This window comes from Undibacterium sp. GW821-FHT11H02, from assembly GCF_058808015.1.
The window spans coordinates 1-20,943 of the sequence record NZ_JBXARG010000018.1 but is presented as its reverse complement, the minus strand read 5'-3'; the positions used below and the strand labels follow the sequence as shown (position 1 = coordinate 20,943).

Sequence of the window (20,943 nt, the reverse complement as noted above, 5' to 3'; positions counted from 1 at the left end):
TATGAAATCAATATCTCAAGTTGATCTGGCACAATCTAGAGCTCAGTCGCGTTTGCCATTCCTAGATGGTTTGCGCGCGCTGGCAGCTCTTTGGGTGGTGTTGGGCCATTGTCATTTATTTGCTTATGGATGGAATTCACACCAATCGATCTGGACAAAAGCCATTAATGCCTTGTTATACCTGCACTTAGGGGTCGTGGTATTTCTGGTGTTGTCAGGATTCTGTCTAGCATTGCCGGTGCTTCGTAACCAAAATCGATTGTCGGCTGGTGTACTGGGCTTCTTTAAGGCGAGGGCAACGCGTATTCTGCCACCTTACTTTGCTATTCTTTGCCTTATTTTATTGATCAATTTCTTTATCCCTCTTGGTACTTGGGGGAGACATCCGATTGGATTGACGCCGACAATTTCTTGGGAAATTTTGGCAGTTAATTTTTCATTGATGCAAGACTTCTATCCGCAATTTAATGCCATCAATGGCCCTTTTTGGAGTATCGCGACTGAGTGGCATCTGTATTTCTTTTTCCCACTCTTAGTATTTTTTCTGCGTAAGTTTGGCGCATTGATCGCCTTTGTTTTGTCTTGCATTGTGGCGAGTGCTATCGTCTGGGTCGCAAATCATCCACCTCAGTTCGTGTCGAATTGGCATATGACCATCATGACACCGTCCTATTTTCTCTATTTATTCGTATTTGGGCTTTTTGCTGCGTGGCTAGCATTCGGTGAAGCTCATATGCAAAGACGCCGTAAGCAATGGTTGATTCTGTTGCCTCTGTTTGCTGCTGCCCTGGTTTGGTTTGTGTCTTTGATGAATACCTATGCGATTCGGGATGCGGCCAGTGCTACCCGGTTTGCCGAGCAAGCGCAAACGATAGATATCGTGTTTGCAGTATTGGTAAGTATTGGCTTGGTATGGCTTGCTGGGCGTGCACCGCATTCCATGGTTCGCCGATTATTGGAAGGCAAAGCTTTAACCAAGATAGGTCATTTTTCTTATTCACTTTATTTGGTTCATATTCCAGTCTTGGCCATAACGAATCATTTGATAGAGGAAATGCATTTACCTACCAATTTGATGCATTTACATTTTGCAATTTTGGTGTTTGTCGGTACTGGGTTTTCAATTGTCTTTGCAAATATGTTTTGCAAAATATTCGAGACCGGATTGTGGTGGAGATGGATCTCGGGAGTCAAAAAATGAGGTCTAGTCAGGCATGGACGCCAACGCGGCATTGAGCAAGAGCCCTATGCCTTAAGGCTTGATTATAAATGGAGCTTGCGACGAACAAGCTCCAATACTTTTTCGGTAGAGCAATTTCTGAAACCTATGTTCGTGCATCTTTTTGTTTTTCAACTCGGCGTTGTAATACAAAAATCGGCTGCGCCCATTCCGTATCTTTTTTCTTCTTACTCGTAATTAAGGTAAGTTCCGAAGGATCATAGACGTCAGTGTTATGCGTCAACGGCGTGGTCATCAGGTATTGCGCATCGGTGTTTTTCAAGAACTCACCGACCAATTGAATATTGCGGATATCCAAATGCGCGAAGGGTTCATCGATAAACACAAAGCCGCCCGAGCCGTCTTCGGATTTCAAGAGGCCAATCAAAAGGATCAATGATTTCATGACCTGCTGACCACCAGAGGCTTCACCATCGTTCATGCCGATAGGGCCTTTGCCGTCGAACTTAAAGCGTACGTGCAAGCCTGCTTGTGACAACATCACGTCATCGTTTTCTAGCTTGACTGGATCGGTGTGGACTTCGATGCCAGCCAACTCGCCCAGTTGTTTGATGTTCTTGCTATAGGTTTTTATCGTGTAACGCAGTCTGTCCATGTAGGCGGCACGAGCGTTGACAGTCGCTTCCATCGCACGATTGTTTTGATAGCGACGCTCGTCGGTTTCAGCCTGACGGTTTTGCAGCAAATTATTCAAACGCGTGTATTGATCAACGACCGTCGAATCCGTTTCCCAATCATCGCGTGCCAGGTTATTTCCTAGGCTGCGCAAACGTAATTCGATTTGATGTACGTTTTCATGTTCCGCGACCAGCTCTTTACGATGCGAGCTGCGCTTCCAATTGAGTGGTAGCGTATGCCATGTGTTGCGCATGTTACGCAGGGTTTCGAATTGCGCTTTGCGCTCTTCTGCGTGACGCTTTTCTGAAACCCGTTGTTGGGATTCTGCATCGGCAATGGCCGCTTTCGCTTGTTCCCATTTGAGATGCGCGACGGTACGTTGTTCAGTTGCAGCTTTGAGTAGAGGCGCGATCTCACCGAGACGTGTTCCGACTTCAATACGCTGTTGTTTCAATGGCTGCGTATTGCGCGAGGCTTCTTCAAATTCTGCATGACGAGCACTTAATTCTTTGGCTGCATCGACTCCAGCGAGACGTGCTTTGTAAGAAGAAATTTCACCAGCGAGTTTGCTGATCTTGATCGTGAGTTGATCTTCTTGGGATTGCAAACGTGGCAGGGCTTTTTGCAAAGCTTCCAGACGTTGGGTACGACCAGCATTCCCAAAACGGTAGCGCGATACTTCAACAAATAAAGAGCGGCCACCGCGACGTTCGAAGTGATACGCATCCGGCGTAATCCATTCTTGTGACTTGTGCAGCTTCATGCCGATATCGATGCTATCGACGGTTTCTATGCGTTCTAATTGTTCTATCAGCCAGGCCGGTGCTTTGGCGTTGAAACTAACGACGGACAATAGACTGTCGTCTTTCACCACCGGGGCATTGACGCGATCCGGCACGATGAAGTGGCTATAGCGCTGCTTCTCACCGATGCGATAGGCAGCACTGGCGTCACTAGGATTGTCGAGCAAAATCACCGAGGTATAACCGCGCAACACACCTTCGACTGCACCTTGCCATTTGGCGTCGGTAACTTCGACGATCTCAGGCAACATGCTGTGCGGGATATTCGCTTCGTTCAAAGCACGGCGCATCTGGCGCACGTTCTCTGGATCGGGCAGAGTAGCCTTGCCTTGCAGCGCGGAGATGGTTTCCATGTCGGCGGCAATGCGCTGACTCAAGGCATCACGTTCTTGTTTTTGCTGCGCGAGTTCTTCTTCTTTTTTCTCTAACTCATCGGCGATGTTCGCGATGTCGGCATCGGCTTCAGCAGCCAGTTTTTGTAGACGCGCTTTTTGTTCGAGTAAGCTTTCTTGCGGTTTGAGCTTGGCATTGACCTGTGCGAGTTTTTCGCGCAAGTTGGATTCTTCAGCTTCTAATGCCGCTTCGGCTTGCTGGGCTTCGCTGTGATTTTGTGCTTGTTGTGCCAATGCTTGACGGCGTTCGGATAAGGCTTCGTCTTGCGCCTTCAAATAACGTTTGCTGGCACGTAATGCTTGGCTGGTTGCTGAAGCGCGTTCTAAGTCTTCGTGATATTGCAGCGTCGGTAAAATCTCTTCCTGCAAATCACGTTTTTCTTTGTTCAGACTTTCCCATTGATGGAAGTTCGCCACTTTTAAGCGCAAGCCTTCCAGATTGGTTTTGGCGCCTTCAAGTTCTGTTTCAAAGCGTTGCAGTTCAGATTCTGTGTCACGCTGATGACGCTTTGCATCGTCGTAGGCATCCAAAACTTCTTTATCGCCGAACACTTGAAACACTAAGTCGAGCAATTGACGCGGCGCGTACTCGCACAGCTTATCGGTTTCACCTTGCTCTAGTGCCAGCACTTTGCCCATCGCTGAAGACAGACCTGCATGGGATAAACGTTTGCGATAGGTTTCGACGCCCAACCAATCGTTGGCTTCCTGTATCTCTTCAATCTCGATTTTGCCACTGCGCATCAAGTATTGACGTTTCCAGTCACCACCGTTTTTTTCGATTTTGCAGAACAGCGTGACTTCATCTTCATACAAGCCCGACATGCGGAAAGGGCGGTTCGAGATCTGTGGTCCAACTGCGCTATTGTCCACCACAGCGCGTATCCATGCCGTCTGTTGACCGGAGTGGCGTGCATAGTGTTTGTAAGAACGTCCCATAGAGCATTCCAGACCGAACAAGGTACGCAATGCGTCGAGCAGGGTTGTTTTGCCTGAACCATTTTGTCCGGCGATCGTAATAATCTTGGCATCGAGCGGGATGTTTTTAATCCGTTGCCAGTAATCCCAATGAACCAGTTCTAGTGATTTGATGTGAAACATTTTGTTCTTCTTTAGAAAATTTGCGTCGAGCGTTGGATGATTTTCAAACCTCTCAACACAGAGGCACAGAGACACGGAGAAAAACAAGAGGAATGATTTTGACTTTCTCCGACTTTCCTCTGTGTCTCAGTGCCTCTGTGTTGAGAGGTTTTACTATTTATTTTCTGGGTTGCTTGACTCTGCGACTAAAGCTTCGGCTTCTTCGGCCGCCAAACGCTCTGCTTCGATTACCGCTGGTGTGCGTGGCATGGGGATATGGAAAATATCCGATAGTGCGCCATTGATGATGCGGTCTTTTAAGGCATCGGTATCCATCAGCAAATCGAGCAAGGGACCTTCCATGATCAGATCCATTTTGCGTTCGATAAAACCTAAACGCGAGAGTTGCCCGAGATTCATATCCATACGCGTTTTCTTGCCCAGCTTTTCGCCAAAGTCAGCGAGCAAGGTGCGGTAGGAAATGCCGATCGAGGTGTCTTCAGCGCGTGGCAAAGGTTTTTCTTTGCCGAACATATCGTTCTGGTCTTCTTGCGCCATTTGATGCGCTTCTTGGCGTTCGCGTTTCGGCAAAATAATCAGCGACCACAGTACGACCAGCAATGCGACGCCATCGCGTGCCAAGCCGAAATTATTGTTCTGCCAGGTGTCTTTGGTGCCGAATACTTTCGATTCGCTATCACGTGTCAATGCCAGCGTCACATGGTCGGCATACACGTTATCGACAAATTTCATGCCGCAAGCTTTCAAGCGCGCGTCAACGTCGCTGCGAAAATTTTCGTCGGATAAAGCACGTTTTACTAACTTGTCTTCACGACGTAAAGTCTGATGCGCCAACAAACGGGCGATAAGGATTTGTGCGTCTTCAGTCATGGGAAATCTCTTTTTTAAAACCATTAACCACAGAGACACAGAGGCACAGAGAAGGCATAGAGGTTTCTCTTGTCTTTCTCCATATCTCTGTGTCTCTGTGTTGAGAGGTTTGGAACTTATTCATGGGTATCATCCTGCGGCATATTCAAAGGTAGCAAGCTAGCCACCGAGATTGCCGCGATGTGTGGATCTGATAGTTTGCGCATTTTGTCTTTAGAGTTAAAACTCAAAGGCAAGCGTGCCAAAATCGCCGTTGCGCCTTGCAACGAGGCTTCATTCGCATCACCTATCAACGGCAGTAACGAAGCGCGGTACGAGGCAATCGCAAAGCTGGCGGGTAATAAATAATCTTGTAGCGGCTTGTGTTTCTTGGTCTCTGGATCATAGGACTTGCCATCAATTTTGCCGAGCAAATCTAACCAATGATCGAGTTCTAACAAAGCTTCACTATTGTCATTCGCAATCGATGGCGCATTTTCACCGGTCGGTAATACACCCAAGACCGCTGAGTTGCGATGGCTGAGCAATTCGCTTTCTGCCACGTCTATCATTTCGGACGGCGTAATGAAATGCGGCGTCACTGGATGCGATAAAGCGCCATCGGCAAGCGAAGCGAGATCTTCACGCTGCAGTAACCACATCTTGATATCGGTCGTCGATAAACCCGATTGACCTAAATGCACGCGTTGACGTTCGATCTGATTCAAAGCGCGTGAGAACATGCCTTGCATATTCAGCAGTGCACTTTGCGCTCGACCAATCGCCTGTGCGGCCCGGTGTGTTGCAGAGTCAGCGCGGCTATCATTGGTAATCGCATGAATAATCTGAGAGCCTTTTTCTACCCAATCACAGGCGGTATGCCATTTTTGCTGCGCGGTACGGAGTTGGAATTCTGAACCTGAGGCAATCGCGTCAGAAAATTCTTCGGTCAATTCAATTAAGCGGCCGAGTAAATGATGTAATTGTTCGACCGACACACCACCGACGGCTTGTGCACCCGCAACTTGGGTCAACATATAGCTGACTTCGGACGGATCGTCTTGCTGCTCAACTTGAATCAGGGATTCAATCGCCGCTAAGACATTGCGCGCCATCGGTGCAATGCGATACACAGATTGACTTGGATCCCAGACCAAGAGTCCGGTGCTGCGCAGACGCGTTAGCACAGTTTCGAGCGCTTCTGGCTCCAGATAACCGAGTTTGGCATTAATATCGGCACGACTGAGCGAAGGTGAATCGACATCCGCAGTCAATTCGCGCAAGACCAGCAGGCGCATTAAGACGCTGTTGATGCCACCGTGGAATAATGCGGTGAACGCTTGCAGCATAGGCTGGGCGCGCCGCAAAGGGGCGAGGGCAACAACATCGTCGGGAGTTAAACTGGATTTGAAGTAAGACTTGAGACTTAAATCGTTCTGATCGGATAAATCGTCTTCTATTCTTACTATGGATTCGTCGTCAAAATTTTGCATGACCGCATTTTACCCGCTTGAACCGAGGTTTAGTATTGTTAGAAAATTACTTTAGAGCGTAGATTGTGTCGTTGTCTTGATAATTGAATCCTCAAAAAACAGCAAAATATTTCTTTTAAGGCAAATAGTGTAAGAATGTGGTCTGAAAATTGACTAAAAGTCGATAAGTTCCTGATTTTGAATAGTTTGGAGATAAATAATGACAACGCAAATTGAACAAGTTGCCACCTTGGGTGGCGGATGTTTTTGGTGTACCGAGGCAGTTTTCCAACAGATTCGTGGGGTTAACAGTGTGGAATCCGGCTATTGCGGTGGGAAAACTCATAATCCGACTTATGAGCAAATTTGCACCGGTACGACCGGACATGCTGAAGTCGTGCGTTTGCGCTTTGACCCTGCGTTGATTAGCTACGCCGACATTTTAGAGATTTTTTTCACGATCCATGACCCGACTACGCTCAATCGTCAAGGTGCTGATAGTGGTACGCAATATCGTTCAGTCATTTACTATCATGATGCTGAACAGCAGCACATTGCGCAAGAAATCATGCTAAAAATGACCAGTATTTGGGATGATCCCATCGTCACCGAGCTCAGCATGGCACCGCAGTTCTATTTGGCTGAGGCTTACCACCAAAACTATTTCCGCCAGCATCCACAGCAAGGCTATTGCTCATTTGTGGTGGCACCGAAAGTCGCGAAGGCACGTAAGATGTTTGCGGATAAATTGATCTAGTGTGAAAACGGGAAGTCAACTTTAATCAGCTAGCCACTTATACATGACCAAGGCATCCACCAGCCCATGTACAGGATGGCGAAATGCCTTAGCTAATCGGCCCACGGTGTCGAAACCGCACCGCGTCCATAAACGCACCGCGCCTTCATTCGTCGATACCACAAAATTAAACTGCATGGCCAGATAGCCCAACCCTCTGGCGATGTTTTGTGAATGCGCGCACATCAAACTAGCCAAGCCACGTCCACGTGCTTGTGATGACACCATATAACCGCAATTGCAAACATGATCACCACCACCGCTTTGGTTGGTCTTGATAAAGTAAGTGCCTAAAATTTCACCATTTTCTTCAGCGACGAAAGTCTGTCTGGGTAAGGTCATCCACAATTGAAATCCCTGTTCCTTGCTGGTGTCGCTGGGATAAGTGTAAGTCTCACCAGCGCTAACAATCTCGTGAAATATGGGCCAGATTTTTTCGAAGTCGGAGGGTGTAGCTGCGCGTATTGTTATCATTGGGAACAATGCGTTCTTTGGTATGGGTTGAGTTGTAAGCGCGGAAGTCTATTAGAATGCACGCTTATTTTTTGTGTGGCTTGCAGCTGTTCTAAACTAAGCCCGACAAAGTCTGCCGGGCTCATGATGCTTCTGAGTTTGGCAGCCCAACTTAGCTGCCCAAACTACTCAACGTATTTACGCAGCGCGGGAATCTAAAACTTCATTCCATTTTGCGACCAATTCAGCTTGAGATGCCAACAAATCAGCGGTGTTGCCCTCTATAGTCAACTTCTCGATCACATCGCCCTTGACGATACTGTTGACTACTTTCATGTCGTCAGCACTGACTACTGCGCCGAAGACCGTGTGTTTGCCATTCAAATGTGGTGTAGGACCGTGAGTGATGAAAAATTGGCTGCCGTTCGTACCAGGGCCCGCATTGGCCATAGACAAAATACCGGCTTTGTCATGACGTAGTTCGCTCGTGCACTCGTCTTTGAAACGGTAGCCTGGGCCGCCCATGCCTGTGCCGTCTGGGCACCCACCTTGGATCATGAAATCGTTGATAACGCGATGGAAATTTAAACCGTCGTAGTAGCCATGTTGTGCCAAGTTCACAAAACTAGCGCAAGTCACTGGGGTTTTGTCTGCAAATAAATTCAGGTTGATCGTGCCTTTGCTGGTTTGCATGATGGCTTTGAGTTGGGTCATAGTGTCCTCTTTGAAGTAAAAAGCAGCGCCTGCTGAACGCAATTGGCTGTACAGACCTGCATTTTACCAGTACCTGCTGGTGATTTCTGGCAGGGGTACTGTCAGCTAGATCAATATATAGCTTGTCATTTCTGTTTTTTATGCACCGTGCTTTGCCCAATAGGGAAATTGCATGAGGAAAATCACAACAAAACTTCGCCGCAGAGGCGCAGAGGACGCAGAGAGAAAACTTGATTCATGTCTTTCTCTGCGCTCTCTGCGTCTCTGCGGCTAGCTATTTTATCTTTCGTTTAAGTAACAATGTTTCCGTGTGATTGTCCGGCTTTGTCGAGTGGTCATACCGGTTTCACACATCTTTGTTACAATCATTTTTCGAATCCGGCTCATCACAGCCCGTTTGGTGATTATCAAGCTCCCAAAAAGACAGCCACGGCCATCGCCGCGCGCAGACACCTTAAGCTATGGATTGAAACGAGTTGGCAAATTACAAGCACATTAGGATTGAAAAATGTGCGTTTTGTTTCAGCAAAGATTTTTTAACTTCCTGAGCCTTCACTATGTCTATGCATTTTTTTGAATTGAATCATCATCTGCGCGTGCCTTTGGCGGCAGAAATTCACTCGCGACCGTTTTTGAAATTGCATGCGCCCGAGTTACTGTCGCATCTGGCTGTCTACCCAGAGCCGCAGAGCGACCTCAGTGCCTCTGCGCATGAACAGCAGCATGCTTTGTTGTTGGCACTGTGCGCGCATTTTGGAGTGAGTCCACCTGCACTCGATGCCAAATATTTTTATTTTGACTTTGGCCCATTTCGTTTGAAATGGGAATGTCATACCGAATTTGCTACCTATACTTTCGCACAGCATCAGCCTGACGGACAGAGCGAAGCGCGCAGCTTGGCAGCGTGTATGACGCAGATGCCGATTACGCGGATTCCCGAAGCATGGTTGCACAGCTTGCAAGGCAAAGTATTAGTCGCGGCGCATTTGATTTTAGATAATCGTTCTTTGTCTCAAGAAGCGTTTGCTAAAGAGGTGGGGCAGCTGTTTCAAGGACATGCTTTGGCCGGAAGCCGCGTCATGCAAGGTGGGGAATTTTGGTCAGACTTTGTAGTGCAGGCCGATGGCTTTAGTCGTTTTGTGATTCGCGATGTGGATATGCAGGCACAACAGGCCGGGCGTTTGGCACAGCGTATTTTAGAGATAGAAACCTACCGCATGATGGCACTGCTGGGATTGCCTTTTGCACAGCGCACAACGCCACAACTCAATGCGATAGAAAGTGCTTTGGTCGATTTGGCTAGCACTATGGTGGAAGCGGATCACGCTTTGAGCGAACAAGGCTTGGACAAGGAGAGTGACTCCGAACGACATCTGCTGGAAAAAATCACCCATCTGGCTGCGCGTATAGAAAAACTCTCGCTCGAAAATAACTATCGATTCTCTGCATCTAAGGCTTATTTTGGTTTAGTGCACGCTCGCATTGAGGAGTTGCGCGAACAACGCATAGAGGGCTTGCCCATGGTGGCCGAGTTTATGGATAGACGATTAACGCCCGCCATGAATACCTGTGATGCGGTGGCGAATCGTCAGGAAGCCTTGGCGCGCCGTATTGCTAATAGCAATGATTTGTTGCGAACGAGGGTCGGTATCGTGCAGGAAATGCAGAATCGAAAAATTCTACAATCTTTGAATGCCCGCGCTGCCCAGCAATTACATTTGCAACAGGCGGTAGAAGGCTTGTCGGTCGCGGCGATTTCCTACTATGTGATTGGTTTATTTGGTTACGTGGCGAAAGCGGCAAAAGAATTTGGCTGGATTGCCCATACCGAAACTGCTGTCGGTATTGCTGTGCCCTTGGTCTTGGGTGCCGTTTGGCTGGGTCTGCGACGTATGCATAAATCTATCCATACCAGTAAAAAATTGGGACCTTAGTATGGCTTTCATTTTCTAAGAGCGTGTCACGTGCGCCGTCTTTTGTAAGCGCTTTTTTTTAATCCGGGCGCCAGCTTCGTTCCGCCAGGTTTTTGAGAGTCATGACGGCCATCGTTTGATCGAGCACAAATCCGGGCGAGTCTTGCTTTACTGCATGCACGCATGGGTCTAGAATCAATCAGCTTAGTTCAGTCTGTTCCGTTTACATTCAGGAGTCGCCGTCTTGTTAGCCGCCTATATCACGCATACCGATTGCCAAAAACATGACATGGGCAATCATCATCCTGAATGCCCGGAACGTTTGGGCGCGGTGAACGATCAACTCTTGATGAAGGGGCTGCTCGACTACATGGATCAGCTTGATGCGCCATTGGCGACGACGGAACAATTAGCCCGCGCACATAGTGTCAGCTATCTCAAGGAATTTGCCGAAATTGCGCAGCGTGTGCCCTCAGGGCGGCACGTGCAAATTGATCCTGATACCAATATCAATGAATTTTCTTACCAAGCTGCGTTACGCGCAGCGGGTGCTGCGGTGCTGGCTTCGAATCTGGTCGCAAGCGGACAAGCACCAGTTGCGTTTTGTAATATTCGTCCTCCCGGTCATCATGCGGAACGTAGTAATGCCGGTGGTTTCTGCTTCTTTAATAATGTCGTGGTCGGGATACGCCATGCAATAGCGCATCACGGAATAGAACGGATTGCCTTGATCGATTTTGATGTGCATCACGGTAATGGTAGTGAAGATATTTTGTTCGATGATCCACGTGTCTTGATGTGCTCCATTTTTGAAAAAAATCTCTATCCATTTTGTGGTGATGTGCCTATGGGGCCGAATATGGTCAATGTGGCTTTGCCGACACGTTCTGGTGGTGATGTTTTTCGGCGGGCGGTGACCGATGTCTGGCTGCCGGCTTTAGAAAAATTTCAACCGGAGATGATTTTTATTTCTGCAGGTTTCGATGGGCATCGTGAAGATGATATGGGCAACCTGGCTCTGGTCGAAGCTGACTATGAATGGGTCACCAAGCAGATCGTGCAAGTAGCGCAGCGCCATGCGCAAGGTCGTATCGTATCTTGTCTGGAAGGTGGATACGATTTGTCTTCGTTGGGTCGTAGTGCGGCAGCGCATGTGCGTGTGCTAATCGGTGCGGACTAGTCTCAATTTACTTTTTTGTTGCGTCATTCAATACAGGAAGCCTTATGAATAAGCACTATCTTGCGTCCTTGTTTGCGCCACGCTCTATTGTGGTGTTTGGCGGTAATCGTGAGCAGTCTGAAAAACTCACACCGATGTCGCGGGTGTTGTTACAGCATTTAGAAAGTAAAGAATACCAGGGCAAAATCACCTATCTGGATATCGCGATGAAAGGCACACTCGGTGATCTCGCCGCATCGCGGGCTGATCTGGCGATTATTGCCCTGCCTATCGATCAATTGGCGGCTGCGTTAGAAGTGGCTGGCCGTATTCAATGCCGCGCTGCGTTGATTTTATCAATCGGTGTTGATGCCGAACTAGCTAAAAAAATTCATGCGATCGCTAAAGAACATGGCCTGTATTTATTGGGGCCGAATAGCTTTGGATTTCAATGTCCTAAATTGCATCTGAATGCCAGCGCACTGGGTAAATTAGCGCAGCCCGGTGCTCTGGCTGTGGTGTCGCAGTCGGGTGCCTTAACCACTTCGATTCTGGATTGGGCGGGGAAGAATGGCGTGGGTTTTTCCGCTGTGGTGTCCCTGGGTATGAATACCTCAGTCGATCTGGCACAAGTACTTGACTATCTGGCCGACGATGCGAATACACAAACCATTGTGGTCTATATGGAAGGTATTAATAATGCGCGTCGATTCATGAGCTCCTTGCGCGCTGCAGCCAACTCGAAACCGGTGATCGTATTAAAGGCGGGGCGCAAGCCAGAGGGCTCAAAAGCGGCGTTGACGCATTCTGGCAATATCGTTGGTAGCGACGCGATTTTTGATGCGGCATTGCAGCGTGCTGGTGCGGTACGGGTGCATTCTATGGTGCAGTTATTCGCCGCGGCAAAATGTCTGTCTGCTCGTTATTTACCTATGGGGCGGCGTCTTGCCGTGATTTCAAACGGCGGTGGCCCCGCAGTTTTGGCGGCCGACCATGTGAACGAAGTGGGTTTGGAATTAGCAAAATTACCCGCTGATGTGGTGAAAGAATTAGCAAAAAAAATCTCCCCATTTTCCGTCATAGATGAACTGATAGATTTGTCACAAGATGCTGACGCTGAGCATTATCGTGCTGCGGTTACGGCCTGTGCTCATAGTTTGCAAATAGACGGCATCTTGGTCATTTTGTCGCCGATCGCCGGCGTCGATACCGGCGCTATTGCGCAAGCTTTAGCTGACTTGCAAGCGACCGTTGGTAAGCCTTTGATCAGTTGTTGGATGGGCGATGAAAAAGTTACTGCCGCGAGAACGATTTTGTTTAAGGCCGGCATACCGAGTTTTCGTACACCGGAAGCGGCAGTCGATGCCTTTAACCATGTCTCGCTTTTCCATCGCAACCAACAATTGCTACGTCAGGTACCACCGCCGCTTTCACAATTGGCCAAACCTGACTTAGAAGGCGCGCGTATCTTGATAGAAAGTGTGCTGGCAGAGCGGCGCAAAGTCTTAACGGAGATGGAATCTAAGGCCTTGCTTTCTGCCTTCCATATTCCGGTCACAAAAACCATCCTGGCGCGCAGCGCAACCGAAGCGATGTTGGTGGCAAATCAATTGACCTATCCGGTGGCATTAAAAGTCGATTCTGTAGATATTCTTCACAAATCCGATGTGCAGGGTGTGGTCTTAAATATAGCGAATGCAGCAGGCGTACGTGATGGTTGGCAAGACATGATGGCAAGGGTGGCGCAGCTATGCCCCGATGCGAAGATTAATGGTGTCACGGTGCAAAATATGTCGGGCAAACCATTTGGACGCGAGCTTTTTATCGGCATCACCACCGACGAATTATTTGGCCCTGTGATCTCGTTTGGCGTTGGTGGCGTGATGATAGAGTTGATCGCGGACAGGGCGATCGAATTGCCGCCCTTAAATCAATTCTTGGCCCATCGTCTGATAGAGCGGGTACGCAGCGTCGATTTGCTCGGAGCCTGGCGTGGTGCGGCAGCGGTTAATCGTGAGGCGCTGGAGCAGATATTGTTGCGTATTTCTGAAATGGTGTGCGCCTTACCGCAATTACGTGAGATGGATATCAATCCGGTGATCGTTGATAGTGACGGCGCTTTGGTGGTAGATGCGCGCATCGTGGTTCAGCATTCTCCGGCGGAACCTGGCAATTACGAGCATCTGGCGATTTCGCCTTATCCCTCCGATAAAGAAATGGAATGGCCTTTACGCGATGGACGTAAATATACGGTCAGACCTTTGCATCCGCACGATGCGGAAATGTTGCAGGATTTGGTAAGAAAATTATCGCCCGAAAGCCGTTACTTCCGTTTCGTGTCCTCGATGCGCGAATTGTCGGATCGAATGTTGGCAAAATTCACGCTCATTGATTACGACAGAGAAATGGCATTAGTCGCTATCTATCGAGAACGAGTCCCCAACGAGGATGGCAGTTTTAGTGACATCGAAAAGATCATCGGTGTATCGCGTTATGTGACCAATCCCGATAAAAGTACCTGCGAGTTTTCTTTATTGATTGCCGATGATTTTGCCGGACAGGGATTGGGCTCGCGCATGATGTTGTCTATCATGGAGGTGGCGCGCAGTCGGGGTCTCGCCTACATCGAAGGTCTGGTGTTGAACAATAATCACAATATGATCAGGCTGATGCGTAGTCTTGAATTTGAAGTCAAAAAATACGAAGAAGATCCCGATTTTCGTTTGTGTGTGAAGGCCTTGTAGAGGCTTATTTATCTGCCTTTTTTAATTTTTGGGCTTGATAGTTGGCGATGTATTCAGGCCGCACCAGAGCTTGAAAGTACTCAGGTATCCAAGGTCTGGCTGATAGCATAAAACTCATTCTATGCTTATCTTCGAACGGAATGGCAGCGTCAATTTGATGTTGATCCGTGATGTCATGTGCTAATTGCTTTAGACGTGCGAGTAAGATCGCGCTCGACTGCTTAGAAAGCAGTACGTTAACGAATTGCATGAAGTCGTGTTTGTCACTGAAGTTAGAATTTAAGAAATCAGCGAACGATTCTTGGCGATGCAGTTGTTGAATCGGACCATTGGGTAGCCAACGAAAACTGCGCGACAGTAGAAGTTTAATCCGATTATTCGGAAGCAATTCCAAAATGCCTAAATGGTCGAGTTGCACTAAATAGGCTATTACTTCAGTATGGCTAATGTCGTAAATTGTGGTGATTTGCTGCACTGTCAGAAAATTCATTGCCGAGACCGCGACGATAAATTTTTTCCGGTCGCGAATTAATTCCTCTTCTTGCTCGTAGCTTAGTTGTTCGACCATAGACTCCTCGTAACTGCGTGAGGTCAGATCGTGTAAGCTGATTTCGGTTGCGTCGAGAATCTGATCAAGCTTTTGTAAAGTCAGATTCCGGTTAGAAAACATACGCTTTACACTAGATTCTGAGACCGATATCCGTCTGGCAAGCTCCTGGTAAGTGATACGTCTAGCTTTTAATTCCCGGCGCAATACATCTACTAATGTGGAAGCTTTTGTCATAGTGTCTCTGCGTTGTTCACATGTTTAGGACTTTCGCAAAACAAGCACTGGCGTTGTTGTGTTCACTTGCAAAGTGCGACAACACGAGCACGAGTTCTGCTACCTGAGCAAGCAAGGGGTGCTTGAATTTCACACTAGGCCCTCGCCAACGCAATTTTGCCTAAGTCCTGTTTTTATCGAGGTTTGCTAAAAATAGTACTACATAGACTGTGATACGCAAATGCCAGAGGCATAATCCCAAATTTTCCATTAGGCGCGCCTACGGTGCTATTTGTGCTCTGACGGCGCATTTTTGGCCGTGTAATTTAACGAGGTATTCTTGAATTTACGTGTAAGGTTTTTCAAATTTACACTTGTGAAAGTTAAATTTCCCTGAATTGTTGTGGAGCAATTTTTGTGCCTAAAGTATTGCAATGTGAAGTTTTTAGATAGCTCTGATAAGACATGGAGAGCTTGGACGTTTTGATGCTTGTATTTGGTACGAAATAAACACAGCGCTCGTCGGTGGAACTGGTTTGTGGTCAGTTGATGCGGATGGGCGCTTCGACCTACTAACTGAAAGTATTTGCCAAATCCCCATTTCGGAAATTGTTCTGCAAATTCAGGCAAAGCCGTAATGATTTCGTCGTTTGGTGCCGTCTGCCGTTGGTAGGTCATGCTTGAACGTGAGAATTGCATTCGCTAATTTCTTTTTCTCACTAGTTTAAAATTTTGGACTTTCGAGAATTTAACAACCGTGTTTAGTTAGCTCACTGCCTTTCGAGCAGGAGGAGATGTAATCGCGTTGATTGAGGGAGGCTTTTAAAATACATATAGCACCAAAGTGCTAGTTACATTTGCTGATTACGCTGATACCTTAACGAATATTTGTTCTCAAGTCGAGGAAGGTTTTGCCTACTAAATTAGGGGCAATTCATTTGAAGGAAATGAAAATTGTCAAAGCTCTTTGATAATCAGTATTCGCGCTTTAATTTTTACCGTTATCTTATGCTGGGTATTGTTTTTTCTCTTGGCATTAGTTTTATAGTATTAGTCTACGAACAAAGGCGCTACGAAGAAGAACTGTCAAACAGATCTGTAGCAATCGCACTTGCCGAAGAATTGCGTCAATCTTCAAATGACTTGACAAGGCTTGTGCGCACCTATGTCGCAACAGGTAATCCTATCTTCAAAGAACAATTTCGTGCGGTCGTTGATATTAGAGATGGAAGACGCCCAAGACCAAAAAACTATAATCTTGCCTATTGGGATTTTAAAACATCAGCACCCGAACACAATATTATTCAACGCGAGCAACAAGGCGAACAAATCCCTTTACTCGAGTTAATGGGTAGAGCAGGTGTTACTGCCGCAGAGCTAAAAAATCTCTCAAGATCAAAAGCTGTGTCTGATCAATTGGTATCAATAGAAAACGAAGCAATGCGCTTGGTCGAAGAAGATTCGCCAACTGATCCAGCTAAACGAGAGCAGGCGTTACGGATAGTATTCGGCGAGAAATTTCTATCAATGAAAGCCGAAATTATGCGACCAATTGTAGAAACCGAACGCATGATTATTGAACGGACGCAGCAAGCTGTTGATGTAGCATATACACGATTAAAAATAGTGATTGCATCGCTATTTGTGTTTGGAGGTTTGTTAGTATTTCTCATCTTAAAGCTACGCGAACAACTTCTGATCATTATTGGATGCCCCATTTCAGATTTACAAAAAACGATAACTAGGTTGGGTCGAGGCGATTTCTTAACTCAGATTTCGTTAAGCGCAGAGAACAAAGATAGTGTGATTGGATGGATAGCGCAGTCACAACGAAAACTTGCTCAGCTTGACTTGACTCATTTTAAATCAATTGTTGATTCATCCGACGATGCGATTCTCAGTAAAACGACAAAAGGCATTGTGGCCAGCTGGAATCAAGGAGCTGAAAAAATATTTGGTTTTTCGGCACAGGAAATGATAGGCCAATCAATGCAAACTATCATTCCTGAAGATCGATTACATGAAGAGCCAGAGATTCTAGCGCGCATTGCGAATGGTGAAAAAGTCGATCATTTTGAAACACAGCGACTACATAAAGACGGTCATTTGATCGATGTATCAGTCACCATCTCGCCAGTCTATGATTTTAATGGCAAAGTAATCGGCGCATCAAAGATCGCAAGAGATATTTCTAAAGCCAAGGCGGCAGAAGCCGAAATTCAGCGACTCGCATTTTATGATGTACTTACTGGCCTGCCAAATCGTCGTCTTTTTCAAGACCGGCTACGTTTAACCTTGGCAAAAGCGTCCAGAGATCAATCTAATTTTGCTGTGTTGTTTTTGGATTTGGATAATTTTAAAAATCTCAATGATACTCAGGGACATGAGGCCGGCGACGAATTATTAACGCAAGCTGCTCAACGTTTGACCGATTGTGTTCGAGAATCTGACACGGTAGCTCGACTAGGGGGCGACGAGTTCGTCATTATATTGAATTGTAGTCGATCAAATGGCCAAGACTCTCTAACTTGGGTAGAGACTGTAGCGCAAAAAATCATTGTGAATTTCAAACACCCATTTCAAGTTTTCGACATCATGCATACTTGTAGTGCCAGTATTGGTGCCGCGATTTATGAAGGTCAAAGCTGTACTTACAGTGATCTACTAAAACAAGCCGATCATGCAATGTATCAGGCAAAATCAGCAGGGAAAAATGGGTTTAAAATTTTTAGAGAATCATAGTAGATAGAACTTTGGGAAACATAATCCCTTAAAAAAACAATAAATAACTCTATATTTTTTCGTATAGAAATGCAGCTAGGAGAAGTGAATGAATGCGTGGAAAAACATGAGTGTCCGTTCTAAATTGATTGCAGTATTTGGATTAATTATTATCCTAATTGCATTGATCTGTGTACTCGTTATCAAAGAAATGACAGCGGAGAACGAACGATTCGATAATTATGTGCATGGTATCAATGAACGTGCGACTACGGCACATATTTTGAGAGAGGCAGTAGATCTAAGAGCAATCGCAGCGCGTAATCTCGTTTTAGTAACAAAGCCAGAAGACGCAGAAATTGAAAAAACGACTGTCATGCGGGCAGTAGACGACGTTCGAAAAAACCTAACTAAACTCCAAACGTTAGCTATGCACTCAAATGTCCCTATTGAAGTAAAAGATAAAATTGATGCGATAGTCAAAGTTGAGCAACTTTACGAACCCGTTGCACTTGAGATCGTTAATTTGGTGCTAAAAAAACAAAATGATGCTGCAATAGCTAAGATGAATAATGAGTGTCGTCCACTGTTGGCGGCTTTGATCAAAGCAACCGATAGCTACAATACCCTGACGGCCACTCGCTCTGAAAGATCTGTCCGCGAAGCTCAAGTAATTTTCACAACTAAAAAATGGCGACTCATATTGGGATGTACCGTCATTATTTTGATCGCTGTTGGAGCCGCCTATTTAATCCTTCGAGCAATTATTACGCCTCTTCATCAAGCGATCGAAGTAATAACATGCGTTGAACAAGGCGATTTAACTGAACCTATTCAGATAACAAGTAAAGACGAATTAGGAAGATTGCTGCAGTCAATAAAATCGATGCAAGAGAATTTAGTACGTGTAGTTGGTGCAGTTCGTAAAAGTTCTGATTTAGTCTCAACTGCCAGCTCCGAGATCGCAAAAGGAAATCAAAATCTATCCTACCGCACCGAGTCTCAAGCGAAGGCACTGGAAGAAACTGCCACTAGCATGGAAGAGTTATCTTCAACGGTGCAGCAGACTGCTAACAATACGTCACAAGCAAACATACTCGCGAAAAATGCTTCAAATGTAGCAGAACAGGGCGGACAAGTCGTTTCCGAAGTTGTACACACAATGCGTAAAATTAGTGAATCTAGTAAGCAAATTTCAGACATTATCGGAGTCATTGATGGAATTGCGTTTCAAACGAACATCCTTGCTTTAAACGCAGCAGTTGAAGCCGCACGCGCAGGTGAGCAAGGGCGTGGTTTTGCGGTCGTCGCATCTGAGGTTAGAAGTCTTGCAGGACGATCTGCCGAAGCGGCCAAACAAATCAAGGCATTGATTCATGCGAGTGTTGAGCGAGTAGAGCAAGGAGCGAATTTAGCTGATCAGGCAGGTAACACGATGGGAGATGTTGTCAGCTCAATTAATCGTGTTACAGATATTTTGTCGGAAATCAGTATTGCAAGTAGAGAGCAAGCAATTGGTGTTGCGCATGTAGGTGACGCTGTGCTCAAGATGGAGCAAGGAACGCAACAAAATACAGAGCTTGTTGCAGAAATGTCGGGTGCCACAAATAAATTGCTGACGCAAGCTCAAGATTTAGTACACGCAGTGTCTGTTTTTAAGCTGGACCCAATTCATCATCAATCTTCAATTATTAAAGCACTTCCACGATCAGGTCGATCTATGGCCAATACAAAAAATATGCTAACAGTTAGGCATTCATAATTTAAACAAGTAGTAATGATGACGACGTTAATTGACTATGTTTATAACGCATAGTGTCGATGCGAATTCTGCATTTGACCTCTAAACTAGATTCAAATTACATTATGCTCGGAGCGTTAAGTGACTATTAAGTGACTAACTTCTTATGTGATATTTAACGGAAAATGAATTACTTTTGATAGCGATTGTTTGTGGACGGTTTTCTGGTTAGATACGACGCGTAATTTGAAAGTTCAAATCATAATTCTGAAATGCTATATGCCACTTCGGTGATGTTTAAAATTTCATTGTTTGACCAACCGAGCAAATAGATCATCCATGTGTTTTGTGGAGGATCAGTTTATTAGTATTGCAAAAAAATGACATTAAATAATATATTGAACGTTCGTTTGAGCTTGTTTGTATTACTTATTCTTTTGGGAGAATCAAGTAAAGCAAACGAAAAGTTGCAACAAATCAGAATTGATTATGCTGACTATAATCCCTTAAGTATGGTGCTTAAAGAAAAAGGATATTTGGAACAAGCGTTGTCAGAGCAAAAAATCAAAGTTTCTTGGGTCAAGTCATCATCCAGCAAAGCAGCAGTAGAGGGATTATATTTAGAGACACTCGACTTTGGATCTACTGCAGCAGCGTCATCGTTACTGGCGCGTTCGAAAGGTGTTGGTATAAAAGTAATCAGTATATTTGCAAGACCAGAATGGACTGCATTGCTGACTACTAAAAGGTCCCCAATCGCCACTCCTAGAGATTTAATTGGTAAACGAATTGCTGTTGCTCGTGGAACTGATCCGCATTTTTTTCTGATTCGCACCTTGCTTCAACACAGTATTCCAGTTGAAAAGGTACGTATGCATTTTTTGCCGCATGAGGAAGGATTGCGCGCATTAAAGTTGGGAATTGTCGACGCATGGGTTGGACTTGAACCTTATATCTCTAAAGCTGAAATTGAGGATAAATTACGATTGTTTTATCGCAATCCTGAATTTAATAGTCCCGGTTTTTTGAATGTGAGGGACGATTTCTTAATTCGTTATCCAAATAATGTTTTTCAACTGCTTGCCTCATATGAAAAAGCTCGTATTTTTTCTATTGAAAATCCTAAAGAATTGCGCTCAATCGTCAGAAAAAATGGATTTGCTAATGAAGTAGTTGTCGATAATTTTTTGAATCGTATACGGTTGGAGAATGTCAGATTTAGTGCCTCCGATTTAAATTTTCTTCGGACTTCGGGCGCTGTGATGCAACAGCAATTGCTTATTTCTACCGAAGTTAATTTAGGCGAAAAAGTGGACTCACTCACGTCAACATTGTCGAGTTTATTAAAGACTGGCCGGCTATGAATACAGAAAAAACAGGAAGAATAGAGGGTGTAAAAAATTTTGTGTAAACGGACATTTTGCAGGAAACTGCGCAATTGCATGGAGCAATGATAATGACCGT

14 protein-coding genes are annotated in these 20,943 nt (G+C 45.8%); 8 read left to right on the top strand and 6 right to left on the bottom strand.

The features are described from left to right. The first annotated feature begins 1 nt into the window (after position 1). Entirely contained in the window at positions 2 to 1,201 is a 1,200-nt protein-coding gene (locus AC1RR2_RS16450) for an acyltransferase family protein (RefSeq protein WP_493223356.1), read from the top strand. Between the two features lie 124 nt (positions 1,202 to 1,325). On the opposite strand, the gene AC1RR2_RS16445 is transcribed toward AC1RR2_RS16450, so the two are convergent. The 3 genes from AC1RR2_RS16445 to AC1RR2_RS16435 form a co-directional block, all read right to left on the bottom strand. Further along, positions 1,326 to 4,154: an ATP-binding protein gene (locus tag AC1RR2_RS16445; RefSeq protein ID WP_493223355.1), complete on the bottom strand. Its 2,829-nt coding sequence runs from the start codon at positions 4,152 to 4,154 to the stop codon at positions 1,326 to 1,328. A gap of 153 nt (positions 4,155 to 4,307) precedes the next feature. Then, on the bottom strand, positions 4,308 to 5,024 hold the full coding sequence (locus AC1RR2_RS16440; RefSeq protein WP_493223354.1) for a hypothetical protein: 717 nt from the start codon (positions 5,022 to 5,024) through the stop codon (positions 4,308 to 4,310). 116 nt (positions 5,025 to 5,140) lie between these two features. Next, positions 5,141 to 6,496 carry a hypothetical protein gene (locus tag AC1RR2_RS16435; protein ID WP_423053810.1) on the bottom strand — a complete coding sequence of 452 codons (1,356 nt, stop codon included), beginning with the start codon at positions 6,494 to 6,496 and terminating at the stop codon, positions 5,141 to 5,143. Between the two features lie 199 nt (positions 6,497 to 6,695). Here AC1RR2_RS16435 and msrA point away from each other — a divergent pair, with 199 nt between their 5' ends. After that, positions 6,696 to 7,232: a peptide-methionine (S)-S-oxide reductase MsrA gene (gene msrA, locus AC1RR2_RS16430; RefSeq protein ID WP_493223353.1), complete on the top strand. Its 537-nt coding sequence runs from the start codon at positions 6,696 to 6,698 to the stop codon at positions 7,230 to 7,232. Between the two features lie 21 nt (positions 7,233 to 7,253). Here msrA and AC1RR2_RS16425 read toward each other — a convergent pair whose 3' ends face one another. Together AC1RR2_RS16425 and AC1RR2_RS16420 are read right to left on the bottom strand one after the other, a co-directional pair. Then, complete coding sequence (locus AC1RR2_RS16425) at positions 7,254 to 7,745, bottom strand: GNAT family N-acetyltransferase (RefSeq protein WP_493223352.1); 492 nt, start codon at positions 7,743 to 7,745, stop codon at positions 7,254 to 7,256. 177 nt (positions 7,746 to 7,922) lie between these two features. Then, the gene (locus AC1RR2_RS16420; protein WP_493223351.1) at positions 7,923 to 8,438 is read right to left on the bottom strand and encodes a peptidylprolyl isomerase; all 516 of its coding nucleotides are present in this window, start codon (positions 8,436 to 8,438) and stop codon (positions 7,923 to 7,925) included. A gap of 557 nt (positions 8,439 to 8,995) precedes the next feature. Between AC1RR2_RS16420 and AC1RR2_RS16415 the strand changes: the two genes are divergently transcribed. The 3 genes from AC1RR2_RS16415 to AC1RR2_RS16405 all read left to right on the top strand — a co-directional run bounded on the left by AC1RR2_RS16415 (position 8,996) and on the right by AC1RR2_RS16405 (position 14,254). Further along, complete coding sequence (locus tag AC1RR2_RS16415; RefSeq protein WP_493223350.1) at positions 8,996 to 10,372, top strand: DUF3422 family protein; 1,377 nt, start codon at positions 8,996 to 8,998, stop codon at positions 10,370 to 10,372. Positions 10,373 to 10,595: 223 nt separating this feature from the next. Continuing rightward, positions 10,596 to 11,531 carry a histone deacetylase family protein gene (locus AC1RR2_RS16410; RefSeq protein WP_493223349.1) on the top strand — a complete coding sequence of 312 codons (936 nt, stop codon included), beginning with the start codon at positions 10,596 to 10,598 and terminating at the stop codon, positions 11,529 to 11,531. A 44-nt stretch (positions 11,532 to 11,575) separates the two neighbouring features. Beyond that, complete coding sequence (locus AC1RR2_RS16405; RefSeq protein WP_493223348.1) at positions 11,576 to 14,254, top strand: bifunctional acetate--CoA ligase family protein/GNAT family N-acetyltransferase; 2,679 nt, start codon at positions 11,576 to 11,578, stop codon at positions 14,252 to 14,254. 4 nt (positions 14,255 to 14,258) lie between these two features. Here AC1RR2_RS16405 and AC1RR2_RS16400 read toward each other — a convergent pair whose 3' ends face one another. Next, positions 14,259 to 15,038, bottom strand: coding sequence for a helix-turn-helix domain-containing protein (locus tag AC1RR2_RS16400; RefSeq protein WP_493223347.1), 780 nt, complete (start codon positions 15,036 to 15,038; stop codon positions 14,259 to 14,261). 933 nt (positions 15,039 to 15,971) lie between these two features. Here AC1RR2_RS16400 and AC1RR2_RS16395 point away from each other — a divergent pair. From AC1RR2_RS16395 to AC1RR2_RS16385, 3 genes are all read left to right on the top strand, one after another. After that, complete coding sequence (locus AC1RR2_RS16395; RefSeq protein ID WP_493223346.1) at positions 15,972 to 17,759, top strand: diguanylate cyclase domain-containing protein; 1,788 nt, start codon at positions 15,972 to 15,974, stop codon at positions 17,757 to 17,759. Between the two features lie 88 nt (positions 17,760 to 17,847). Further along, positions 17,848 to 19,500: a methyl-accepting chemotaxis protein gene (locus AC1RR2_RS16390; RefSeq protein ID WP_493223345.1), complete on the top strand. Its 1,653-nt coding sequence runs from the start codon at positions 17,848 to 17,850 to the stop codon at positions 19,498 to 19,500. A gap of 359 nt (positions 19,501 to 19,859) precedes the next feature. Then, positions 19,860 to 20,843 carry an aliphatic sulfonate ABC transporter substrate-binding protein gene (locus AC1RR2_RS16385; RefSeq protein WP_493223344.1) on the top strand — a complete coding sequence of 328 codons (984 nt, stop codon included), beginning with the start codon at positions 19,860 to 19,862 and terminating at the stop codon, positions 20,841 to 20,843. The last annotated feature ends 100 nt before the right edge of the window (positions 20,844 to 20,943 follow it).

What these genes read in the sequence shown, in the direction of transcription:
- AC1RR2_RS16420 (WP_493223351.1), bottom strand. Translation starts at nt 8,438, where the DNA reads ATGACCCAACTCAAAGCCATCATGCAAACCAGCAAAGGCACGATCAAC.
- AC1RR2_RS16445 (WP_493223355.1), bottom strand. Translation starts at nt 4,154, where the DNA reads ATGTTTCACATCAAATCACTAGAACTGGTTCATTGGGATTACTGGCAA.
- msrA (WP_493223353.1), top strand. Translation starts at nt 6,696, where the DNA reads ATGACAACGCAAATTGAACAAGTTGCCACCTTGGGTGGCGGATGTTTT.
- AC1RR2_RS16400 (WP_493223347.1), bottom strand. Translation starts at nt 15,038, where the DNA reads ATGACAAAAGCTTCCACATTAGTAGATGTATTGCGCCGGGAATTAAAA.
- AC1RR2_RS16440 (WP_493223354.1), bottom strand. Translation starts at nt 5,024, where the DNA reads ATGACTGAAGACGCACAAATCCTTATCGCCCGTTTGTTGGCGCATCAG.
- AC1RR2_RS16435 (WP_423053810.1), bottom strand. Translation starts at nt 6,496, where the DNA reads ATGCAAAATTTTGACGACGAATCCATAGTAAGAATAGAAGACGATTTA.
- AC1RR2_RS16450 (WP_493223356.1), top strand. Translation starts at nt 2, where the DNA reads ATGAAATCAATATCTCAAGTTGATCTGGCACAATCTAGAGCTCAGTCG.
- AC1RR2_RS16385 (WP_493223344.1), top strand. Translation starts at nt 19,860, where the DNA reads ATGACATTAAATAATATATTGAACGTTCGTTTGAGCTTGTTTGTATTA.
- AC1RR2_RS16425 (WP_493223352.1), bottom strand. Translation starts at nt 7,745, where the DNA reads ATGATAACAATACGCGCAGCTACACCCTCCGACTTCGAAAAAATCTGG.
- AC1RR2_RS16390 (WP_493223345.1), top strand. Translation starts at nt 17,848, where the DNA reads ATGAATGCGTGGAAAAACATGAGTGTCCGTTCTAAATTGATTGCAGTA.
- AC1RR2_RS16415 (WP_493223350.1), top strand. Translation starts at nt 8,996, where the DNA reads ATGTCTATGCATTTTTTTGAATTGAATCATCATCTGCGCGTGCCTTTG.
- AC1RR2_RS16405 (WP_493223348.1), top strand. Translation starts at nt 11,576, where the DNA reads ATGAATAAGCACTATCTTGCGTCCTTGTTTGCGCCACGCTCTATTGTG.